9 protein-coding genes and 4 pseudogenes are annotated in these 24,023 nt (G+C 54.2%); 9 read left to right on the top strand and 4 right to left on the bottom strand.

Annotation, left to right across the window (positions count from 1 at the left end; genetic code table 11):
• Nucleotides 1-124 precede the first annotated feature (124 nt).
• Nucleotides 125-4,741: an Ig-like domain-containing protein gene (locus BLU46_RS32810; RefSeq protein ID WP_157721289.1), complete on the top strand. Its 4,617-nt coding sequence runs from the start codon at nucleotides 125-127 to the stop codon at nucleotides 4,739-4,741.
• Between the two features lie 174 nt (nucleotides 4,742-4,915).
• Here BLU46_RS32810 and BLU46_RS06040 read toward each other — a convergent pair.
• Nucleotides 4,916-6,049: pseudogene (locus BLU46_RS06040) on the bottom strand (IS3 family transposase).
• A 190-nt stretch (nucleotides 6,050-6,239) separates the two neighbouring features.
• On the opposite strand from BLU46_RS06040, the gene BLU46_RS06035 reads away from it, so the two are divergent.
• Complete coding sequence (locus tag BLU46_RS06035) at nucleotides 6,240-6,575, top strand: YceK/YidQ family lipoprotein (RefSeq protein WP_093199795.1); 336 nt, start codon at nucleotides 6,240-6,242, stop codon at nucleotides 6,573-6,575.
• A gap of 33 nt (nucleotides 6,576-6,608) precedes the next feature.
• On the opposite strand, the pseudogene BLU46_RS33185 reads toward BLU46_RS06035, so the two are convergent.
• Nucleotides 6,609-6,818, bottom strand: a pseudogene (locus BLU46_RS33185) (transposase domain-containing protein); the annotation flags it as partial.
• Nucleotides 6,819-7,448: 630 nt separating this feature from the next.
• Entirely contained in the window at nucleotides 7,449-8,147 is a 699-nt protein-coding gene (locus tag BLU46_RS06030; RefSeq protein WP_197680876.1) for a hypothetical protein, read from the bottom strand.
• Between the two features lie 26 nt (nucleotides 8,148-8,173).
• Here BLU46_RS06030 and BLU46_RS06025 point away from each other — a divergent pair.
• Nucleotides 8,174-8,422, top strand: a pseudogene (locus BLU46_RS06025) (transposase domain-containing protein); the annotation flags it as partial.
• A 26-nt stretch (nucleotides 8,423-8,448) separates the two neighbouring features.
• Here BLU46_RS06025 and BLU46_RS32805 read toward each other — a convergent pair.
• Complete coding sequence (locus BLU46_RS32805; protein WP_157721288.1) at nucleotides 8,449-8,733, bottom strand: PhoPQ-activated protein PqaA family protein; 285 nt, start codon at nucleotides 8,731-8,733, stop codon at nucleotides 8,449-8,451.
• A gap of 385 nt (nucleotides 8,734-9,118) precedes the next feature.
• On the opposite strand from BLU46_RS32805, the pseudogene BLU46_RS06015 reads away from it, so the two are divergent.
• The 6 genes and pseudogenes from BLU46_RS06015 to BLU46_RS05980 all read left to right on the top strand — a co-directional run.
• Nucleotides 9,119-9,786: pseudogene (locus tag BLU46_RS06015) on the top strand (IS5 family transposase); the annotation flags it as partial.
• Between the two features lie 307 nt (nucleotides 9,787-10,093).
• Nucleotides 10,094-10,729 (top strand): response regulator transcription factor, encoded by a 636-nt coding sequence (locus BLU46_RS06010; RefSeq protein WP_157721287.1) that lies wholly within the window; start codon nucleotides 10,094-10,096, stop codon nucleotides 10,727-10,729.
• Between the two features lie 218 nt (nucleotides 10,730-10,947).
• Entirely contained in the window at nucleotides 10,948-11,130 is a 183-nt protein-coding gene (locus BLU46_RS06005) for a transposase (RefSeq protein WP_093199780.1), read from the top strand.
• 130 nt (nucleotides 11,131-11,260) lie between these two features.
• A complete protein-coding gene (tnpB, locus tag BLU46_RS33180; RefSeq protein WP_157721286.1) occupies nucleotides 11,261-11,596 on the top strand; it encodes an IS66 family insertion sequence element accessory protein TnpB in 336 nt (111 codons plus the stop codon).
• Nucleotides 11,597-11,658: 62 nt separating this feature from the next.
• The gene (gene tnpC, locus BLU46_RS05995; RefSeq protein ID WP_093199777.1) at nucleotides 11,659-13,185 is read left to right on the top strand and encodes an IS66 family transposase; all 1,527 of its coding nucleotides are present in this window, start codon (nucleotides 11,659-11,661) and stop codon (nucleotides 13,183-13,185) included.
• A gap of 1,463 nt (nucleotides 13,186-14,648) precedes the next feature.
• A complete protein-coding gene (locus BLU46_RS05980; RefSeq protein ID WP_172834520.1) occupies nucleotides 14,649-23,981 on the top strand; it encodes an Ig-like domain-containing protein in 9,333 nt (3,110 codons plus the stop codon).
• The last annotated feature ends 42 nt before the right edge of the window (nucleotides 23,982-24,023 follow it).

The raw sequence follows: 24,023 nt of genomic DNA, 5'->3' as shown, positions 1-24,023 counted from the left end.
ATGGTGGTACTAATGTCGATTGTTGAGTATTGTTTCATCCATGGCGAGTCCGTCTTAGCTTAAGGACTGGCTGATGTCTTGCCTGCGTTGGATAAAACTATTACCTGTTCAGTGAGGCGTACGCGTGAGCGCAATAAAAGTAGCTATCATTAATGGCAAAATAATTACCGAGGCCGCTGAGTCAAGTTTTTTTTCAAGCAGTGAAGTGTTGAGGATAAAAGCAGTTCTAAATGGTAAATACGTTATATCCGACGGGGAGCTAGGCTTAGCCCCGAAAAATATCACTATCAAGCGAGTGCGTAAAGACCTACATGTTGCCCTTGACGGTTCTAACCCTGATAATCCGCAACTCATTATCGAAGGTTTTTTCGATGCGATGGGTCAATTGATTGGAGTTGATGAGAATGGTGTTTATCAAGAGTACATTGTTGCTGATAGGGAAAAAATTTATGAGGGAGCCTTTCTTATGGACGGTGCCTCTTCCTTCCAAGAATTAGGTACTCGGCCAGTTAGCGGTGTGGATGGCTTAACTGCTGAATCTCCTACTGGTCGGTTTTGGCCTGCGTTGCTAGGCCTTAGTTCAATGGCATTGGCTGGAGCGATCCACGTAGCTAATCGTGGCAGTAATAAGGAGAGTCACGTAGTGGGGTATGGGGATCCTCCTTCTCCTCAGCTAGACCGGGTGCAGGATAGCGTTGGTCAGCAAATTGGACTTGTTCAAAATGGCGGCGTAACTGATGACAGTACTCCCACGTTCAGCGGTAGCGGTACGCCCGGTAGCACCATTCTTATCAAGGATGGCGATACCTTGATGGGTGAGTCGGTCGTAAACAAGGACGGTATATGGGAGTTCGTTCCCGAGTGGCCTTTGTCGAATGGTGAACATAGCATTGTTTTCATTGAAAAGAATACCTTTGGTAAGGAAAGCCATCCATCGCCAAACTTCGTATTAATCATTGATCTGGTTGCGCCCGTACAACCAAGGATTGAAGAAGTTATGAATGATGTTGGCCTAATAGTCGAAGGTGGCTTCATCGATGATAGTACGCCAACCCTTAAAGGGGTCGCCGAACCAGGCTCTGTGGTCGAAGTCTATGCTAATGGTGAGTTAATTGGCAGTGTTATAACAATAGTTGATGGCCGGTGGTCATTTACTCCCCTTTATTCTCTAGTGAATGGTTCTTACAGTTTTACTACTATTTCGGTAGATGCTGCTGGTAATCGAGGATTGCCATCGTTGCCTTACGATTTATCTGTGGGGTTTTCGGAATCTGGTGGGTTGGTAATTACTGGTATTATCGATCATACGGGAGAGGCAGTCGGTGATTCAAATGTCGGCGGGATAACTGATGATAATCTGCCAACTGTTGTTGGCCAAGCTTTCGCTTATGCAACGGTAAAAATTTACGATCACGGAATACTGATTGGGACCGCACAGGCTGATACCAATGGCCGGTGGGCATTTACACCGAAACATGCTCTTGAGGACGGTCTTCGTCATTTTACTGCGACCCTAGTAAATTCGGAAGGAGGAGAAAGTGCGCCGAGTGCTTTCTTCGAAATTGAGATTGATACCATTGCTCCTAACAATCTAGGGGGTCTTAGTAACGGGGGGTTAGGTGAGGTCACCGATAACAGTACTCCTACATTTACTGGCACTGCCGAGGCTTTTAGTACGGTTATTATCTTCGATAATGATGTTGAAGTTACTCGTGTATTCACCGATGTCGCAGGCAGATGGAGTTTTACTCCTATGACGGCTCTGGCGGATGGTGCGCATAGTTTTAGAGTTGTGAACATGGATGCGGCCGGAAATCAGGGCCCCAAAAGTGAAGCCGTTGAGTTCAATCTCGAGACCGGCATCAGTCGGATTAATCTTGCAACGCTTACAGATAACGCTGGTTCGGTAGTTGGGACTGTCGATAAAGGTGGAATAACTGATGACACTACGCCGACGCTTAGCGGGCAGGCTACCGCCAACTGTCTCGTTAATATTTACAATGCGGATGTTTTGATTGGCTCGACCACGTCGAATTACAAGGGCGAGTGGAGTTTTACACCTAGCTCGGCCCTTATTGCTGGTAACTACGCTTTCGCCGCTACCGTTGTAACGTTGGCCGATGGTGAAAGCGTTCCGACAGATACTTTCGATATTTGTATTGAGGCCTCGGCTCCTGGTGGAGGCAGCGCAGGGGAGATCAATGAGATCACGGACGACGTGGGCTTCAATCGAGGTCCGATCACCAATGGCGGTTTTACCGACGATGCCACTCCTACGCTTAATGGCAGTAACCTAGAGCCTGGCAGTACCGTCAGCATTAAAGATAATGGTGTTGCCATTGGTAAGGTAATTGTAGGTAATGACGGTAAGTGGACGTTCACTTCAAGCCTTTCGCTAGAAGAGGGGGAGCATAATTTTACAATTGAAGTCACTGATTTGGCCGGTAATGTTCTTGTCGAATCTGATCCCTATACTGTGATTATCGACACTGAATTACCCAGCAAGCCGGTCATTACGTCAATTGTTGATGATCAGGGAGATCACACTGGCAATCTCCTGCTTGGTGGGCTCACCGACGATGCACAACCTCAGATCAGCGGTACCGCTGAGGCGAGCAGTACGGTGATCCTTTATGACCGTGGCCTGGAAATTGGGCGTGTGCCTGCCGGTGCTGATGGTAATTGGACGTTTACACCTGCACTGCCGTTGGCTGATGGCGGTCACTTTGTGACGGTTAGGTCAGAGGACAAAGCTGGAAACAGTAGTGTTTCTTCCGAGGGCTTCCAGTTCGACATTCTGACCGGAGCTAGCCCTACTGCGCCGATGATAGTCGCCGTGATCGACAATATCGGTGATCAACAGGGCAATGTTTCTCCTAATGGTCTAACGGATGATAAGCGCCCTACCGTCAAAGGTACCGGAACTCCTGACACCACCGTCCAGGTCTACGCAGATGGTAAACTCGTGGGCTTTGGGATGGTTGGCGCTGACGGTCAATGGTCGGTCGAACTGACAACTGATTTGGTAGAAAACGTGAATAACATTAGCGCTACCATAACCAATGCTGCCGGAAACACCAGTCCTGAAGCTATCTCCTTTCCTATAATCCTCGATACGAGCACGCCTGAGGCTGCAAATGATCACGAGCTGAATGATGATGTTGGCGTTATCCGCGGTGCTCTAAACGATGGGGATACCACCGATGACAACAGGCCAACCTTTATCGGCAATGCCGAAGCTTGCAGCATCGTGATCATCTTTGACAATGATAACGAGATTGGCTCTGTCGTTTCAGACGCCACGGGCAGATGGGCCTTTACACCAAATGCCGTTCTTGTGGACGGCGAACACTATCTCAGCACCATTGTTGTAGATGCTGTTGGCAACAAGAGTCCTGAAAGCGGGTTTATTAACTTCAATGTTGATACCCGTTCAGTTGTGATAAAAATATCCTCTGTCATGGATAACTTAGGTTCGGTAGTTGGGGCTGTCGATAAAGGTGGAATAACTGATGACACTACGCCGACGCTTAGCGGGCAGGCTACCGCCAACTGTCTCGTTAATATTTACAATGCGGATGTTTTGATTGGCTCGACCACGTCGAATTACAAGGGCGAGTGGAGTTTTACACCTAGCTCGGCCCTTATTGCTGGTAACTACGCTTTCGCCGCTACCGTTGTAACGTTGGCCGATGGTGAAAGCGTTCCGACAGATACTTTCGATATTTGTATTGAGGCCTCGGCTCCTGGTGGAGGCAGCGCAGGGGAGATCAATGAGATCACGGACGACGTGGGCTTCAATCGAGGTCCGATCACCAATGGCGGTTTTACCGACGATGCCACTCCTACGCTTAATGGCAGTAACCTAGAGCCTGGCAGTACCGTCAGCATTAAAGATAATGGTGTTGCCATTGGTAAGGTAATTGTAGGTAATGACGGTAAGTGGACGTTCACTTCAAGCCTTTCGCTAGAAGAGGGGGAGCATAATTTTACAATTGAAGTCACTGATTTGGCCGGTAATGTTCTTGTCGAATCTGATCCCTATACTGTGATTATCGACACTGAATTACCCAGCAAGCCGGTCATTACGTCAATTGTTGATGATCAGGGAGATCACACTGGCAATCTCCTGCTTGGTGGGCTCACCGACGATGCACAACCTCAGATCAGCGGTACCGCTGAGGCGAGCAGTACGGTGATCCTTTATGACCGTGGCCTGGAAATTGGGCGTGTGCCTGCCGGTGCTGATGGTAATTGGACGTTTACACCTGCACTGCCGTTGGCTGATGGCGGTCACTTTGTGACGGTTAGGTCAGAGGACAAAGCTGGAAACAGTAGTGTTTCTTCCGAGGGCTTCCAGTTCGACATTCTGACCGGAGCTAGCCCTACTGCGCCGATGATAGTCGCCGTGATCGACAATATCGAAGTTCAACTGGACACTGTATCATCAACGGTTCTTTTCGAACCCCATATGCCGATATACGAAGATAGCGATAAGGTTGCTCTCAACTTAGTGTTTAGTGACATTCTTCCATTCGGCGTGGACTCCTTGTTCGTCGATAATAATCATGTGCAAGTGAGTGTAACAGGCGCCAAAGATTTGACAATGTGTCTCAATGACCCTGTTGGTGGCGAAAACCTGGGTGGCAGGGGGAATCTCGACAATGTGATGTTAGGAGGGTGGCAATACCAAATATACAGTTCTGATGCGATGGATGTTAAGCAGCTTCTAGGTGAATAACCATATTTGATTTTAGCCTGGGCGAGCGGCGCCTTTTGGTGCCGCTTTCAGCTCATGGAGTTCTTACGTAGGGCTTCGTAGGCGTCTGGTTATTTCATCTTGCACAACTAACCCGATCTACCAATGTAGAAGCAACCCCGAATTTCATTCGCCAGGTGAATCGCCCCGGATTCTCTAGACACCTTGCAAGTTCATTGCGTAACGCTTTTCAAACTCTACCGGTGACAGCTGATTGTTGAAACCATGGCGGCGTTTTGCGTTGTAGAACATCTCGATGTAATCAAACACATCACTCCGAGCATCTTCCCGCGTGGTGTAGATTTTTCGCTTGATCCGTTCCCGTTTCAGAAGCTGGAAGAAACTCTCGGCCACGGCGTAGTCATGACAGTTGCCTCGGCGACTCATGCTGGCAATCAAATTGTTTGCCTTCAAAAAGCTGCGCCAATCGGAGCTGCTGTACTGGCTCCATCACCTCTTGCTTCGGTTTACGCCTCCAAACCGCCATCAACAACGCATCAATAGCCAAATCACTGGTCATCTGCGACTTCATTGACCAGCCAACGACCTGCCGAGAAAACAGATCCAGTACCACCGCCAAATACAACCAGCCTTCATACGTACGAATGTACGTGATGTCGGTTACCCAAACCTTGTTGGGTTCCACGACATCGAACTGGCGCTTCAGTAAATTGGATGAGACGACCGCTGGCTTACCGCCGTACTTTCCAGGGCGGCGTCGATAACCTGTCTGAGAACGCAGACCTTCAAGACGCATCAGCCTCGCCACACGATGACGACCACAATCCTCACCGAACTCGCGCAGATCGTCGTGGATTTTGCGATAGCCATAAACGCCGCCGCTCTCCAGCCAGGAATGCTTGATCAAACCCAGCAGTCGCTGATCGTCTTTGGCGCGTACAGATTGCGGCTCAGACAGCCAGGCGTAATAACCGCTGGGATGGACTTTCAGCGTCAGGCAAAGCCGTCGAATCGAATAGTCGCCCGCGCGCTGCTTTATAAAGGCGTACTTCAGCCGCACTCCTTGGCAAAGTACGCGGCGGCCTTTTTTAATATGTCTCGCTCTTCAGTGACGCGCTTGAGTTCGGCTCGCAGACGACGCAGTTCAGCGTGCTGATCGTCGTCTTGCTGCCGTTCTGCTTGAGGTTTGCTGTAGCGCTTTATCCAGGCATAGAGGCTATGCGCCGACACGCCGAGACGGGCCGCTACCTCAGCGACAGGCAGCTTCTTTTCGGTCACTTGATTGACTGCTTGGATTTTGAATTCTTCGGGGTAACGCGGGTTGCTCATGGCACCTCCTAATTGGCCTCAGTTTAAGGCAAAGAGGTGTCTACGAAACCCGGGGCGATTCAATATGTTACTCGCCCGCTGACTCGGTAGGCGCATTCGAGCCCCCTCCTCATGGTTGATGGGCGTGGGTTGTCAATGTAGCAGGGTTCTGCGTTAAACTGCCGGCTCCTGCTAATAGATGGAGCTGTGCATGATAAATACACGTAGCGTATTACTCGGAACTATAGGCTTGTTACTTTCAGGGTGCGGTACGATCAATACGGTTTTTCGTGGTGATGATGTGGCTGGACACAATCTCAAAGAGAGGAAAACAAATTGTGAATCAATTCCGCGCGTTTATAGTGGGGTTTTTTACGATTTGTGTATTCTGCATGGCCCTCCTCGTGTGGGTGAGAAAGATCCCGCCGCACCTGCACTTATTCCGCTTGAGATCGTAGATTTCATACCGTCCGGTGTACTTGACACGCTTGCCCTACCTTATACGATTTATCGCCAGAGTACGGATGGCAATATCGATATTCCGTAATCGGTGTAAGCACGCCTTGCGTGCTTACACCGATTACCAATTATGTGGCAGCAACTGCCAATCTCGCTCATCTTTTGGATTGTTAGCCGAGCCAGTACATTATTTAAGTATTCGTAGGGATCACGCCCACCGACCTTGACAGACTGGATCAGACTCACCAGCGCAGCAGCGCGAACCTCTGCGCGCCCTCCCTGCAAAGAGCCAGTTTTTGCGTCCGAGAGCCCACGGTCGGACTTGATTGTCGGGTAGTCAGGCGCAGTTACCCGCCCCCCCCTAAGAACCGTGCGTGCGAGTTTCTCAGCACATGGCTCAAGCCCCTGCTAAGGCGCCACTGGGCACCCGGTTATACATCGTCGACATTGGCACATCTCTTGGGCGACGCAGGTGGTAAATCTCAAAATTAGCCGCGGCGTCCGCCCCGCCACGACCTAGCTTCACAATATGGCGACTGTGCGTAAGCGTCTGCCCAACTCACCTTGCGTAAGTTAGGCAGGTACCCACTGATGCGGTAGCAGTTGGTCGATCTCACTCAGGTGTGCGTGGCGCACACCTTGGTGAGAGTCGTCCTCTGCCGTAAACCGAGTAAGGGGTGCTAGACTCGTTGTGAGGTCTAGCACCCCCTAACCTTGCACCACCACAGCCCTGACCAGTCAAGACTCGACCCTCAGTTGGTTCAGGGCTTTATTTTTGAGGGCGCCGAGGTGGGTGGATTGGCATTCGGCGCCCGCGACTCTTCTCCTCAGTAATTGCATATTTGGCCTCCTCTAGGTTGTATCGATCAGCTAAGCTTTGCACCACCAAAGCCCTGACCAGTCAAGACTCGACCCTCAGCTAGTCCAGGGCTATATTTTTGAGGGCGCCGATGTTGGTGAATTAGCACTTAGCGCCCCGTACTCTCCTACGCATCACCATTCGTCCTCCTGATCCGCTTGGGTTTGGTGGGTGGAGCTGGGGCCGGCTCGTCCAATACCGACGGGCTCGACGCCTGCTTAGCAACTTCAGCAGCCACAGCGCCTTCTCTGCTTCTTTGAGCGAGGCCCAATAGGCATGGAGCGCTTCTATGTCGCCATAGGCACAGATCTCCGGAAGTCGCTCGATGAAGCGGCTATACAGGCCATCCTGAACCTTGCCGTGGTTGCGCATCCACTCGACCGCAGCGTTAGGATTGGTGAGCATCACGTAGTAAAATTCGCTGGATGCGCCTGGATTGGTCGTGATGAAGTTCAGCTCCCGGAGCTTCTTCATCCGGCGACGCCAAGTATCCACGGCCCGCTCCCCGAGAAACCCGGCATCAGCCGCAAACGTGCTTGGGTTCTCAATCGTTATGACCGGATGATCGGGCATACGCGCCCATAGACAAAACAGCACGTGCCCGGCAGGCTGCCCTTTCGAATCGGCGTCAATAATTTGCGTGGCAATGGGCAGGGTTCGAGGAATCGTGCTAAAGCCGTCGTGGGTTTTTCGCGTCCATTTCAACGCATCGGGAATGTTGGGAAAGTGGACCAGCATCAGTTGCTGAGCACGTTCCGCCATCGTTAAGCGGCGTTTTGCTGACTGTTTTGCATTGGCCATTACAGCTTCAAACGCTGGATGGCGCTGACGGTGCTGTGCCCATCGATAATAACTGGTGCGAGAATCAAATCCGGCCGTGGGCTCTGGGCGCTCAAACTGGCTGTTCGCTGGCTCGTTACGCAGCAGTAAACGTGCGGCGGCGATCATGAGGTTGATCGGCGCGGCTCAACGGACATGATCCGTACGCTTACTTGAAGGATGTTCTTATACGCCTGCCGACGCAGCGGGCGAGTGAGATTACCGACCTGTTGCCGCACAGGTGGGTGCCCGTTTAATCACGCAAGGTGTGTTGGGCGGACGCTTACTGTAAAGCTGCCTTGGGAATATAAATATCGACTGTGTGAGTCCAGTCGGCGGGACTCGCGAAGCTGTGTCCAGTCCATACCTGTGATTTCGGCTCGAAGCGACGCTTTTCAACGCCCGGAAAAGCCGTTTCGGCTTGTTTATTACAGCTCAGAATCTTGCTGAAGTCGTGTCCGCTGTTTTGGAAGCAGCCCATTGCGGTGTCGGACGTGGCGGTGTATTGGCAACTGCTGGCCAGCATGATTGGCAGCGGCAGTAAGGTAAGCACTCTGAATGAAGGCATCGTCGTCTCGTAGAAAATCTTGGAGTGTGTTTATCACGTTTACGAGCCATCCTATCCTCAATCAGGAGCGCACAATGGGATAGGTTCCCTTCATGAGTTTTCTTGTGGTAAAGCTGTTCGAAATAGCCCTGCTGGAGTTCCACCAGAAATCCGGCCGTTTTCTTGGCGATTTTCTCCGTCTCAGTGAGGGGGGGCGGAGCGTGTAATAATGTGGTTGAAAAGGGACATTTATTGCGCGCGGAGTCGATCATCATTGTGCGTGGCTATACCTCGCGGCTGACTTTGCCGTTGATGCCAAGCAGATTTCCATCCTAGGGAAATTCTGAAAAAGACTTCCAAATCTGGTGAAATACGCCAGACCCAAGCACTGAACGGTTGGGTCCCGGTGACGCAGATATCCTTCGCTGACGCCGAATGCGCTGACAAACCCGCCGTGGACGCTTCCTGATCGAGATGGATCAGGTCGTGCCTTGGAATGGCTTGGTCAAACTGATCGAGCCACACTATCCTAAGGGCGAAGGTGGTCACCCAGGCTATCTGCTAATGACGATGTTGCGGTTTCATCTGATGCAGAACTGGTTCGGCTACAGCGATCCGGCCATGGAGGAATCGCTTTACGAAACTACGATCCTGCGACTGTTTGAGGCTGCACCTGGATCGGATTCCGGACGAAACTACGATCCTCGATTTCCGCCGACTGCTGGAAAAAACATGAGTTGGCCGGTGAGATTTTGCAGGTCATTAATGGCTATTTGGGCGACCGCGGTTTGTTTCTGCGCCAAGTCACCGTGGTCGATGCAACGAATATTCATGCGCCGAGTTCGACCAAGAACAAGGACGGAAAACGTGACCCTGAGACGCATCAGACGAAGAAAGGAAATCAATATTTCTTCGGGATGAAAGCGTACATCGGTGTCGATGCCGAAACCGGTTTGGTTGGTTGGTGGCGTGGTGGGCACGGCGGCGAATGTAGCGGACGTAGCTCCGGTCGATCAATTACTGCACGGAGGAGAAACTTACGTCTCTGGCGACGCTGGTTACACCGGAGTCCAGTTAAAATGGCTGCCTACTTCAGGCCTTCCTTAGATTCGCCCCAAGTGCCAATCGATGAGAGTAAGAATTTTCTCAGAAAAAAGCTTTAAATTTTCTTGCGAGAAATAAGACGATTCTCAAGGCGATCTTGATTTGAGGGTTCATACTAAAAAAGCCGATGGCGGGGCGCTGGTGCTTTTATCTTGTGTTTCCCGATGGGATCTCAGTAGTTTTGAGTTTTTTAGGATGCTGATTCTGGCTGTAATTAAGCAAGGTGTTTTACAATGGAGTGGGGGCTTTCACAATGTCAAGGCAGATCAGGGTCGGAGTGCTCGATGAGCAGGAAGTTGTTCATTATGGTTTACGTGCTTACTTTTCCGGGCTACTCGATATCGCTGTTGATGAAGTTTATTTTCGACCAGATGCGGCACTGCGTGCGATAGGGGGCGGGCGTATTGATGTTTTGTTTATTGATTATGTTTCCAGGTGTAAAAGTAAAACAGACTTCATTCGGAGTTTGTGTGCCAATTATGCTGAACTACGAGTCTTGGTATTTCTAGACGATTTCTGTGCGGCGACTGTTGATGGATTGAAGGATATCGGAGTGCACGGAATAATTTGCAAGCGCCAGCCCCTTGAAGACTGTGTAAAGGCAATTCGATTACTGGCTGCTGGGCAGAACTATTGCTGCCCGGTCATCGACCGAATTGACTCGTCCAGTGCATCGTTCACTTTGGCCGACACCCGCGACCCTGCAGCAAAGCTCCTTTCGTTGCCTGCCTTAAGCTTACGGGAAAGAGAGGTGTTAAGGCTGTGTATTAGTGGGCTCACAGTCACGTGTATTGCGGAGCTTTCCGGTCGAAGTTTAAAGACTGTTAGTACTCAAAAACAAGCAGCTTACCGAAAGTTAGGGTTGAGGAGTGATTTGGACTTGTTTAGAAGACTAGCGAAGTATGGGGGCTGATCATTTTGACGTGTTCCAGTTTGATAAAATACTTGATTTTGGTTTGCTGCTTCACTTAAAAACGCGAGCTCTTAATCGTCTCGATCTCATATGGTCGCTGCCGCAAGGTAGGATGTGCGTAAGCGTTCCGGGAACACACCTTCCGAACTCCAGCATTAAGGACGATGGTGTCCGCGTATTTTTAAGCGGACGCTATCGCCCTTAACGTCAGGAATTCCATGCGCCAACGAAGCTCTTATCCCAAATCGTTCAAAGCCCAGGTTGTTCAGGAATGCCTGCAACCAGGTTTGACCATCTCCGGCGTCGCCATCAGCCATGGCATCAACGCTAACGTAATTCGAAAGTGGATGCCGCTGTACCGAGATCAACCGCCAGCGATGCTACCTCTTTTATTCCAGTGAAATCTACGCCCAAACGGCCGACTGAAACGTCAGCGGTCATCGATCTACCGTTTGGCGATCAATCGATCACAGTGAAATGGCCAACTTCTGATCCTGAAGGATGCGCCCGCTTTGTCCGTGGGCTCACGCAATGATTCGCATCGATGCCATCTGGCTCGCCACCGAACCCATGGACATGCGTGCCGGCACTAAAACAGCGCTGGCCAGGGTGATTGCGGTGTTCGGTGCGGCGAAGCCGCACTGCGCTTATCTGTTTGCCAATCGTCGCGCTACCCGCATGAAAGTTCTGGTGCATGACGGGATTGGCGTCTGGCTGGCTGCACGGCGGTTGAACCAAGGCAAGTTTCATTGGCCAGGCATTCGACAAGGCTGTGAAATCGAGCTGGACGCCGAGCAACTTCATGCCTTGGTGCTCGGCCTACCTTGGCAACGGGTTGGGGCTGGCGGTGCAATCACACTGCTTTAAAAGGCTGTAATTCGCGCCTTGACCTACTGCCGCAAGCGAGCTGCTTTGGTAAAATCCACGGCATGACTTCCTCGCCCAATCTCGATCATATGACCCCCGATCAACTGCGTGCCTTCGCTGCGCAGTTGCTGTCGCAGGTCGACACGATGGGCAAGAAGATCCAGCGGATCGAAACGGTCAACGAACAGCTCACCCACGAAATTGCACTGCTCAAACGGCACAAGTTCGCCAAGCGCAGCGAGCAACTTAGCCCTGATCAGGGCAGCCTGCTCGACGACCTGCTTGATACTGATATCGCAGTAATCGAGGCTGAGTTAAAGGCGGTCAATCCGCCTGCCTCACCAGCCGAACCGCGTCAGCAGCCCAAGCGTGCGCCGTTGCCGCCGCAGTTTCCACGAACTGTGATCCGTCACGAACCAGAGAACACCCAGTGCTTATGCGGCTGCCAGCTTCAGCGCGTCGGCGAAGACGTCAGCGAGAAGCTGGATTACACGCCGGGCGTGTTCACGGTCGAGCAACACGTACGTGGAAAATGGGCCTGCCGCGGGTGTGAAACGCTTATCCAGGCACCGGTACCGGCGCAGGTGATCGACAAAGGCATCCCGACCGCAGGCCTGTTGCCTCATGTGATGGTGGTCAAGTTCGCTGACCATTTGCCGCTGTATCGGCAAGAGAAAATCTTTGGCCGTGCCGGCCTGGCAATTGCTCGCTCGACTCTGGCGCAATGGGTCGGCCAAACCGGCGTGCAGCTCCAGCCGCTTGTCGATGCGTTACGCGAGATGGTACTTGCCCAAGGCGTGATCCACGCTGACGAAACGCCGGTGCAGATGCTCGCGCCGGGCCAGAAGAAGACCCATCGTGCCTACGTTTGGGCTTACTGCACTACGCCGTTTTCGCCGCTCAAGGCAGTGGTTTATGACTTCAGCCCGAGCCGTGCGGGCGAACATGCGCGCAACTTCCTTGGCCAGTGGAATGGCAAGTTGGTGTGCGACGACTTCGCCGGCTACAAAGCAAGCTTCCAGCAAGGCATCACTGAAATCGGCTGCATGGCGCATGCCCGCCGCAAGTTCTTCGATCTGCATGCGACCAACAAAAGCCAGCTGGCCGAACAGGCGCTTCACTCGATTGGCGGGTTGTACGAAATCGAACGGCAAGCGCGAGATATGACTGACGAAGATCGCTGGAGAATACGTCAGGAAAAAGCGGCGCCAATACTCAATGCACTGCATGCCTGGATGCTGGCCCAACGCGATCTTGTGCCCGAAGGATCGGCTATCGCCAAAGCGCTGGATTACAGCCTAAAGCGCTGGGGCGCACTGGCTCGATATATCCAGGACGGGGCAGTGCCCATAGATAATAACGCGGTCGAAAACCAGATACGGCCGTGGGCTCTTGGACGCTCGAATTGGTTATTCGCCGGATCACTACGCAGCGGTAAACGGGCGGCGGCAATCATGAGTTTGATCCAGTCGGCGCGCATGAATGGGCATGATCCGTATGCCTATCTAAAAGATGTGCTAACCCGGTTGCCGGCACAGCGGGCGAGTGAGATCGGCCAGTTGCTGCCGCATCAGTGGGTGCCTGCCTAACTTACGCAAGGTGTGTTGGGCAGACGCTTACGGATGTGCTCTACCCAAACGCTGCGCTGAAGGTGGGCGGCAGATTTTGACCGTGAGTCAGGAGGGCGTAGTTTGGGGCGCTCGGAAGCTCAAGCGCGTATTGGAAGGCAGTGGCGCGGTGATACCCTTGGTTGGTACCGTGCATGTAGTTTTGCAGTGTCATTCGCGTGTTTGATTCTAAGGCTGCTTATATTAAGCCGTTTATCCGGTTCGAGTATGAGGTCTGCAATGATCTTTGGCGGATCGACTTCAAGAGCCAAATCAGCCTGGGCCGGGGACGTCGCTCTCCGCTGACAATACTGGGCGATCGCACGCGATTCTCACTCTGCACCATGTGTGCCAACGAATAGTGCAAAACCGTCCAGAAGTTTCTAGTCTGAGCTTTTCGGCGCTAGGGTCTACCTTAGTTCATGGCGATTGCAGCGGTTCGCCGTGGGGTGGCCGTTGTTCTGTGATGGAGGTCTGGCTGATGATTCGGGGCGTCAAGATCGACCATTCCCGGCCTTATCGCCCGCAAACCCATCGCAGCTTGAAAAATGAAGTCCCGCAAGGCCTGCTCTTCATTGATCTGGGCGAGGCATATTGGGGGTTTGATATTTGGCGTCATATTTCAACCGGAGGCGCTCGCGCCAAGCCCTGGACGTGTTCCAATCACTCACTATAGCAGCTCGCGAGCGGCCCGCAGTGCCAGAGTACGACGATGGTGGTGTGGTTAGGAAGGTTCAGGTGAGGGCGAGATCTATTGGGGTCATGAATACACCGTCGGAAAGGCGTTTCGCGGGAAGTCGGTCGCGACGGGGGACAACATTCACGATGCCTTGTTGGCATCGTATCGCCCGTATCGACTTCATCTTGCAGGTCGTTGTGATAGGGAGAGAGTTTTAAGGGCTTTCGCTATGTCTTCGGAGCTGGGTCTGTGATATGTCCGATACATACAAGAGGGGGGGCTGTCTCAAATCCCTGGCGATATTGAAGTGTTTAGTTGGTGTGATGTTTGTTGTTTTGAGACAATCCTCAAAGACATGGTGCTGTCGAAAGCGCATATTGGGCGTAGTCCTAAGGACGGGGCTCCTAGTGTCTTACTGCAATTACTTTGAACGGGAATACCGCTTGCTGCAAGCGGTATTCCCTTTTTTATTGGTGTTGTAATTGTTCTGGCGGAATGCGCGGGCTTGGCGCGGCTATCGTATTATTTGCCAGTCATGTGCCAGCTTTTTGTATACAAAAACCCCCTCCAAAAAAGCGCGAGTTTAGCTGTAACTGACTGGCAGTATCAAAGCTGCTTTGAGACAGTTCTTATATTTGGTCGCGCCTAATTCTAAGAATATTACCTCATCCCAAGGCTTGCTCGGCTATGAGCGGCTTGGTTGACTGAACTCTACGCCGGCTTAGCTGGTGCAAAGACTCTCCGGACTAATTTAAGGCAGAAAAACTTGAACGCTAACGTAGTTAACGTCGCCGTCGTAGACGGAAAGACCATTACCCAGACGGTGGAGCTTTCCGCCACCAAAACCAGCCAGCCTGTGCGCATCAAAGCAGTGAGGGGCGGTCGATACATTCTCGCTGAGGGCGCCAATGGCGTTGCTCCGGAAAATATCACCATCAAGCGCGTAGGCAAAGACCTGCACGTCGCGCTTGAGGGCAGTGATCCGGATGAGCCTCAGCTTATTATCGAAGACTTTGAAGGTAGTGGTGGTCAACTGGTCGGCGTCGCAGAAGACGGGAGCTATCATGAGTACATCTCCTCTGATGCTGAGCAAGATCGCTCCGCTGCATTTTTAATCGAAGGTGTACAGGCCCCGCAGGTGCTGGGTGCACAATCGCTGGTGGGTTTTGGCGATGGCTTAGTAGCAGGTACTGGTATCGGCTGGTTTTGGCCTGCTTTGCTTGGGTTGGCCGCTTTGGGTGTGCTGGGTGGTGTTTATGCTGCTACGCGCGATGATGGTAAAAACGGTGACGATGGAGCAGGTGCTGGAAATGGCAATGCTGACAAAGGTTCCGTCGGTGGCGTTGAGGATAATGTTGGCAGCAAGCAAGGCCTCATCGAAAGCGGCGGCTCTACTGACGACCGTACCCCTACGTTTACGGGTGAAGCCCGTCCAGGCACAAGTGTTGAAATTATCGACAACGGACAAACAATTGGCACTGCTATCGTTAGCGATGATGGCAAATGGGAGTACACCCCGCCTGAGCCGGGTCTGGACGATGGCAGGCACGAGATCGTCATCGTACCCGTAGATAGCAGCGGCAATAAGGGCGACCCCTCGCCAGGGTATGAGGTAATTGTTGACACCGTAGCGCCTTTGCGTCCTGTGATTGATGGCGTTTACGATGACGTCGCCCCGCAGGAGGGCCAGATCGGCAGCGGTGGCTACACCAATGACACCATGCCAACTCTGAGCGGTACCGGCGAGCCCAACACGATTATCCATATTTACGACGGTGGCATGGAAATCGGTAGCGTGTTGGCCGATGCCGAGGGAAAATGGAGCTTCACGCCGAAGCCTGCGCTGATTGAAGGGGGGCACGAGTTTACCGTTACTTCCGAAGACGCCGCTGGCAACATCAGTATCCCTTCGTTGCCTTTCCCAATCACTGTCGACATTTCCCTTCCAGGCAAACCAGGTTCGGGTACGGGTGGCATTGACGACGTCTTGGATAACGTCGGTCCGGAGCAGGGCAGCATCGTTGATGGCGGTATCACGGATGATAATACTCCGACCTTGGTTGGTAGTGGTGCAGAACCTGGCGATACCGTGATCATCATCGATAATGGTGTTCAAATCGGCACCGCTATGGTCGGCGCAGAGGGTAGCTGGGAATTCACCCCGGATTCAGTTTTGGTCGAAGGTTCCCACGAACTCGTGGTAGTGATCAAGGATCCGGCCGGCAACGAAAGCGCGCCTTCTGATCCGCACACAATTATTGTGGACGTCACAGCGCCGGATAAACCGGGTGTAGGCACTGGCGGTATCGACGATGTCGTTGACAACGTCGGTCCGGAGCAGGGTAGTGTGGGTGATGGCGACAGCACCGACGACACGACCCCGACCTTTACGGGAATTGGTGCTGAGCCAGGCGACACCGTGATCATCATCGATAATGGCGTTGAGATTGGCACCGCATTGGTTGGCGCAGACGGCAATTGGGAATTTACCCCGGATCCTGAACTGGCCGAAGGCGCCCACGAAATCGTCGTGGTAATTAGTGATCCCGCTGGCAATGAAAGCGAACCGTCGGATCCGTACACCGTCATTGTGGATACCACGGCGCCTGATAAACCGGGTATCGGCACCGGCGGTATCGACGACGTGCAAGACAATGTAGGCCCAGAGCAGGGCAGTATAGGTGATGGTGATAGCACCGATGACACAACCCCGACCTTTACCGGTAGTGGTGCTGAACCGGGTGACACTGTGACAATCATCGATAACGGTGTTGAAATTGGCACCGCATTGGTGGGCGCAGATGGCAATTGGGAATTTACCCCGGATCCTGCGTTAATAGAAGGCTCTCATGAAGTCGTAGTGGTAATTACTGATCCCGCTGGCAATGAAAGCGAGCCTTCGGATCCGTACACAATCATCGTGGATACTTCCGCGCCGGTGGCACCGACCCTCGAATCTGTGGTCGATGACCAGGGTGCTATGACTGGTGAACTAGTCTCGGGCCAGACCACCGACGACGCCAGTCCGGAGCTGTCCGGTACGGCAGAGGCGGGCAGTCTGGTTACCGTCTACAGTAACGGCAAGGCTATTGGCAGTGTGATTGCCACCGGCGGCACGTGGACTCTGACTCCGGCTGTTCCGTTGGCCAATGGTTCACACTCCCTGACCGTCACTGCGACCGATGCAGCCGGTAACGAAAGTGCGCCGACCTCTGATTTCGATCTGACCGTTGCTGCGGGCGGTGTGCCTGCCGTGCCAGCCATCATTTCGGTTGTGGATGATCAGGGGGACTCGCAAGGGGTGCTAGGAAAGAATCAATACACCGATGATGCCCAGCCGACCGTGAATGGTACCGGCACCGCTGGCCATGTGATTTCCGTATTCGCCAATGGCGAGTTGCTCGGCACCACCACCGTGGGAAGCAATGGCCAGTGGAGCTTCACGCCGACCAAGCCCTTGGCTGAGGGTTTGAATAACCTGGCCGCCCAGGCTTCTGATGCTGCGGGTAACCCCGGCCCGATGACCGGCACTTACCCGATCAACGTCGATACGATGGCACCTGACGCCCCTGCAACGCAAAACCTGAGCGACGATGTGGGTGCGGTGACCGGCCCGATCAAGGCAGGTGACACCACCGATGACGCCAACCCGACTTTCTCCGGTACTGCTGAGCCTGGCGCCGTGGTGGTGATTTATGACGGTGTCAAAGCGATTGGCAGCGTTACTGCTGATGCGACGACCGGTGCCTGGAGTTTCACCCCGACCACGGCGTTGATCGACGGCGCGCATTCGTTTGCCGCGCAGGTCATCGACCGCGCCGGGAATGTCGGCCCGATGGGCCCGGTTATTCCTTTCACGGTTGATACCTCGGCCGTGGTGATTTCCATCACCTCGGTCATGGACAACGCAGGCAGCGTCATCGGTAGTCTGGCCAGCGGTCAGGCCACCGACGATGCCACCCCGACCTTGAGTGGTGAAGCCACACCTGGCGGCATTGTCAGTATTTACGACGGCGGCCTCTTGCTGGGCACGGTGGTGGCCAAGGCAAACGGTCAGTGGAGTTACACCACGCCCGTATTGAGCGAAGGTAATCACAATCTGACCGCGACTGTTACCACGGCCGCTGGCGGCGAAAGTGCACCCACGTCGGTCTTTGTCGCCAACATCGATACAACGGCACCGTTGACGCCGTCGATTGGCGAGGTCACCGATGACGTCGGTGCCGTGCAAGGCTCGGTGTCTGACGGCGGTAGTACCGACGACACCACGCCGACCCTCAGCGGTGATGGCCTGCAGGCTGGCGAGATCGTTGAGATTTTTGATGGCGGCGCTCTGATTGGCAGCACTACGGTGGGGGCGGATGGCAGCTGGAGCTACACCCCGACTACGCCGCTGAACGATGGCAGTCATGAATTTACTGTCGTCATCATTGATTTGGCCGGCAATGAAAGCGAGCCTTCGGATCCGTACACAATCATCGTGGATACTTCCGCGCCGGTGGCACCGACCCTCGAGTCTGTGGTTGATGACCAGGGTGCTATGACTGGTGAACTGGTCTCGGGCCAGACCACCGACGACGCCAGTCCGGAGCTGTCCGGTACGGCAGAGGCGGGCAGTCTGGTTACCGTCTACAGCAACGGCAAGGCTATTGGCAGTGTGATTGCCACCGGCGGCACGTGGACTCTGACTCCGGCTGTTCCTTTGGCCAATGGTGCACACTCCCTGACCGTCACTGCGACCGATGCAGCCGGTAACGAAAGTGCGCCGACCTCTGATTTCGATCTGACCGTTGCTGCGGGCGGTGTGCCTGCCGTGCCAGCCATCATTTCGGTTGTGGATGATCAGGGGGACTCGCAAGGGGTGCTAGGAAAGAATCAATACACCGATGATGCCCAGCCGACCGTGAATGGTACCGGCACCGCTGGCCATGTGATTTCCGTATTCGCCAATGGCGAGTTGCTCGGCACCACCACCGTGGGAAGCAATGGCCAGTGGAGCTTCACGCCGACCAAGCCCTTGGCTGAGGGTTTGAACAACCTGGCCGCGCAGGCTTCTGATGCTGCGGGTAACCCCGGCCCGATGACCGGCACTTACCCGATCAACGTCGATACGATGGCACCTGACGCCCCTGCAACGCAAAACCTGAGCGACGATGTGGGTGCGGTGACCGGCCCGATCAAGGCAGGTGACACCACCGATGACGCCAACCCGACTTTCTCCGGTACTGCTGAGCCTGGCGCCGTGGTGGTGATTTATGACGGTGTCAAAGCGATTGGCAGCGTTACTGCTGATGCGACGACCGGTGCCTGGAGTTTCACCCCGACCACGGCGTTGATCGACGGCGCGCATTCGTTTGCCGCGCAGGTCATCGACCGCGCCGGGAATGTCGGCCCGATGGGCCCGGTTATTCCTTTCACGGTTGATACCTCGGCCGTGGTGATTTCCATCACCTCGGTCATGGACAACGCAGGCAGCGTCATCGGTAGTCTGGCCAGCGGTCAGGCCACCGACGATGCCACCCCGACCTTGAGTGGTGAAGCCACACCTGGCGGCATTGTCAGTATTTACGACGGCGGCCTCTTGCTGGGCACGGTGGTGGCCAAGGCAAACGGTCAGTGGAGTTACACCACGCCCGTATTGAGCGAAGGTAATCACAATCTGACCGCGACTGTTACCACGGCCGCTGGCGGCGAAAGTGCACCCACGTCGGTCTTTGTCGCCAACATCGATACAACGGCACCGTTGACGCCGTCGATTGGCGAGGTCACCGATGACGTCGGTGCCGTGCAAGGCTCGGTGTCTGACGGCGGTAGTACCGACGACACCACGCCGACCCTCAGCGGTGATGGCCTGCAGGCTGGCGAGATCGTTGAGATTTTTGATGGCGGCGCTCTGATTGGCAGCACGACGGTGGGGGCGGATGGCAGCTGGAGCTACACCCCGACTACGCCGCTGAACGATGGCAGTCATGAATTTACTGTCGTCATCATTGATTTGGCCGGCAATGAAAGCGAGCCTTCGGATCCGTACACAATCATCGTGGATACTTCCGCGCCGGTGGCACCGACCCTCGATTCGGTGGTCGATGACCAAGGTGCTATGACTGGTGAGCTGGTCTCGGGCCAGACCACCGACGACGCCAGTCCGGAGCTGTCCGGTACGGCAGAGGCGGGCAGTCTGGTTACCGTCTACAGCAACGGCAAGGCTATTGGCAGTGTGATTGCCACCGGCGGCACGTGGACTCTGACTCCGGCTGTTCCTTTGGCCAATGGTGCACACTCCCTGACCGTCACTGCGACGGACAGTGCTGGTAACCAGAGCGCCCCAACTTCTAGTTTCGACCTGAATGTGGTAGCGGGCGGTGCTCCCGCCGCACCGGCCATTACCTCGGTGATGGATGACCAGGGTGGCTCGCAAGGTGCGCTGGGGCAGAATCAATACACCGATGATGCCCAGCCAACCGTGAATGGTACCGGCACCGCTGGCCATGTGATTTCCGTATTCGCCAATGGCGAGTTGCTCGGCACCACCACCGTGGGAAGCAATGGCCAGTGGAGCTTCACGCCGACCAAGCCCTTGGCTGAGGGTTTGAATAACCTGACTGCCCAGGCTACCAATTCGGCGGGCAACCCTAGCCCGATGACCGGCGCTTACCCTATCAACGTCGATACGGTGGCACCTGACGCGCCTGCAACGCAAAGCCTGAGCGACGATGTGGGTGCGGTGACCGGCCCGATCAAGGCAGGTGACACTACCGACGACACAAACCCGACTTTCTCCGGTACTGCTGAGCCTGGCGCCGTGGTGGTGATTTATGACGGTGTCAAAGCGATTGGCAGCGTTACTGCTGATGCGACGACCGGTGCCTGGAGTTTCACCCCGACCACGGCGTTGATCGACGGCGCGCATTCGTTTGCCGCGCAGGTCATCGACCGCGCCGGGAATGTCGGCCCGATGGGCCCGGTTATTCCTTTCACGGTTGATACCGCGGCCGTGGTGATTTCCATCACCTCGGTCACGGACAACGCTGGCAGCGTCATCGGTAGCCTGGCCAGCGGACAGGCCACCGACGATGCCACCCCGACCTTGAGTGGTCAAGCCACACCTGGCGGCATTGTCAGCATTTACGACGGCAGCCTCTTGCTGGGCACCGTGGTGGCCAATGCAAGCGGTCAGTGGAGTTACACCACGCCGGTATTGAGCGAAGGTAACCACAACCTGACCGCGACTGTTACCACAGCCGCTGGCGGCGAAAGTGCACCCACGTCGGTCTTTGTCGCCAACATCGATACAACGGCACCGTTGACGCCGTCGATTGGCGAGGTCACCGATGACGTCGGTGCCGTGCAAGGCTCGGTGTCTGACGGCGGTAGTACCGACGACACCACGCCGACCCTCAGCGGTGATGGCCTGCAGGCTGGCGAGATCGTTGAGATTTTTGATGGCGGCGCTCTGATTGGCAGCACGACGGTGGGGGCGGATGGCAGCTGGAGCTACACCCCGACTACGCCGCTGAACGATGGCAGTCATGAATTTACTGTCGTCATCATTGATTCGGCCGGCAATGAAAGCGAGCCTTCGGATCCGTACACAATCATCGTGGATACTTCCGCGCCGGTGGCACCGACCCTCGATTCGGTGGTCGATGATCAGGGGGCCATCACTGGCAAGCTGATCTCGGGACAGGTCACCGACGACGCCAGTCCGGAGCTGTCCGGTACGGCAGAGGCGGGCAGTCTGGTTACCGTCTACAGCAACGGCAAGGCTATTGGCAGTGTGATTGCCACCGGCGGCACGTGGACTCTGACTCCGGCTGTTCCTTTGGCCAATGGTGCACACTCCCTGACCGTCACTGCGACGGACAGTGCTGGTAACCAGAGCGCCCCAACTTCTAGTTTCGACCTGAATGTGGTAGCGGGCGGTGCTCCCGCCGCACCGGCCATTACCTCGGTGATGGATGACCAGGGTGGCTCGCAAGGTGCGCTGGGGCAGAATCAATACACCGATGATGCCCAGCCGACCGTGAATGGTACCGGCACCGCTGGTCATGTGATTTCCGTATTCGCCAATGGCGAGTTGCTCGGCACCACCACCGTGGGAAGCAATGGCCAGTGGAGCTTCACGCCGACCAAGCCCTTGGCTGAGGGTTTGAATAACCTGACTGCCCAGGCTACCAATTCGGCGGGCAACCCTAGCCCGATGACCGGCGCTTACCCTATCAACGTCGATACGGTGGCACCTGACGCGCCTGCAACGCAAAGCCTGAGCGACGATGTGGGTGCGGTGACCGGCCCGATCAAGGCAGGTGACACTACCGACGACACAAAGCCGACCTTTTCCGGTACCGCTGAGCGTGGAGCTGTAGTAGTAATTTATGACGGCGTCAAAGCGATTGGCAGCGTTACTGCTAACGCGACGACCGGTGCCTGGAGTTTCATACCGGCCACGGCGTTGATCGACGGCGCGCATTCGTTTGCCGCGCAGGTCATCGACCGCGCCGGGAATGTCGGCCCGATGGGTCCGGCCATTCCATTCACTGTTGACACCAGCGCGCCGGCAACTCCGACAATCGGCGCTGTTGCTGACAACGTAGGTGCTATTCAAGGACAAATAACTAACGGTGGTAGTACTGATGATGCGACACCGACACTCAGCGGTACAGGCTTGACAGCCGGCAATATCATCGTCGTCTATGACGGTAGTAAATTGATTGGCAGCACTACAGTGCGGGCAGATGGTAGCTGGACCTATACACCGGCTAGCGCTCTTGCAGATGGCCCCCACCGTTTCACGATTGTCGCGACCGACCCCGCAGGTAATTCAAGTTCACCTTCGGCGCCCTGGACGGTGATTGTAGATACTTCGGCTCCTATCGCTCCCGTAATTGTGTCTTTGACTGATGACTCGGGAGCCGATATCGGCCTAGGTGGTGCAACGGCCGATCAACAGCCTACAGTCAACGGCACAGCCGCACCTGGTGGGCTCGTTACCATTTTTGTAGACAAGGTTGCTGTAGGTTCGGTGATATCCGACAAGGCAACTGGAGATTGGACGTTCGAAGTACCTTCCTCATTAGCATTAGGTAATCACGATGTAACAGCTTCAGTAGCGGATGCTGCGGGTAACTCTAGCCCAGTGTCTGCGGTCTATCCGTTTGGGATAGGAGAGCTCGTCTCAGGGAGGGAAACGTTCGATGGCGAGACAGAAAAATACTTTAAGATGGGAGAGGTTTTAGAAACTTCTAATAATCTGATTCTTACGGTGGTACAAATAGGAATTCAGCAAGCTGTTTACCTTCAAACGTTTGAGACTTCTTCCCCTGTTCTTTATGTGGGCCGCGCGTCGAAAATCAAGTTTGAATTTCCCGTTGAAGCATCAGAGGTAAGCTTCAAGTTGAGTGCGGCTGTATATGGTGACTCAAATTTCGAAGTTTATAATGCAGATGGCAAATTGATTGCCTACGTCCACGCTGAGATAAATAAGAACGAATATACTATCGAGCCGCCACCCGGAGAGACTATCGCGTATGTGATATTTGACGTTCCAGGAGATGGCCGAAGAACTTTCATTGATGAGATAGAGTGGAAGGGTGTAGACTTGGATAATGCTGAGAGAGAAGCAGTGATCGAAGAGTCTGAGTCGAAAATTGCTCTTTCCGATGCATTGATTCTAGTGCAAGGCGATATATCTGAGCATATTGAGATTGACGGGGATAAGCACGTATTAACCATTACCGGAGGTGAACGAGTGCTCGATTTACGAAACTTGTCTGCGTCGGAAATGGAAAAGGTTGTCGATGTAAACGTGATCGATATAACCGGCACTGGGAACAATTTGCTCAATCTGTCTGTGGCTGAAGTACTCGCGTATGGCGAAACCTCGCTCTTTACGGCTGACGAAACTCTACAAATGACAATCAAGGGCGACACCGGCGATGTAGTTAACCTCGAAGACTTACTCCCTGACGGCACTGACCCAGGTGATTGGAGTACCGCCGGTACCGCCACCGTAGCAGGTGTTACCTACAACGTGTTCCAACACTCGACCCTTGATGCGCAGTTACTGATTCAGGATGGAGTCACCACCAACGTGGTGTAAGCGCGAACGCCATGCGCAGACCTGTCTCGTGCACGGCTGACA

Origin of the sequence: Pseudomonas yamanorum, from assembly GCF_900105735.1 — a bacterium.
Taxonomy (GTDB): Bacteria; Pseudomonadota; Gammaproteobacteria; order Pseudomonadales; family Pseudomonadaceae; genus Aquipseudomonas; species Aquipseudomonas yamanorum.
Note: the sequence above shows the minus strand (reverse complement) of the source record. Positions and strands in the feature narration are given on the sequence as shown.

What these genes read in the sequence shown, in the direction of transcription:
- BLU46_RS06035 (WP_093199795.1), top strand. Translation starts at nt 6,240, where the DNA reads ATGATAAATACACGTAGCGTATTACTCGGAACTATAGGCTTGTTACTT.
- BLU46_RS06030 (WP_197680876.1), bottom strand. Translation starts at nt 8,147, where the DNA reads ATGGCCAATGCAAAACAGTCAGCAAAACGCCGCTTAACGATGGCGGAA.
- BLU46_RS32805 (WP_157721288.1), bottom strand. Translation starts at nt 8,733, where the DNA reads ATGCCTTCATTCAGAGTGCTTACCTTACTGCCGCTGCCAATCATGCTG.
- BLU46_RS06005 (WP_093199780.1), top strand. Translation starts at nt 10,948, where the DNA reads ATGCGCCAACGAAGCTCTTATCCCAAATCGTTCAAAGCCCAGGTTGTT.
- tnpB (WP_157721286.1), top strand. Translation starts at nt 11,261, where the DNA reads ATGATTCGCATCGATGCCATCTGGCTCGCCACCGAACCCATGGACATG.
- tnpC (WP_093199777.1), top strand. Translation starts at nt 11,659, where the DNA reads ATGACTTCCTCGCCCAATCTCGATCATATGACCCCCGATCAACTGCGT.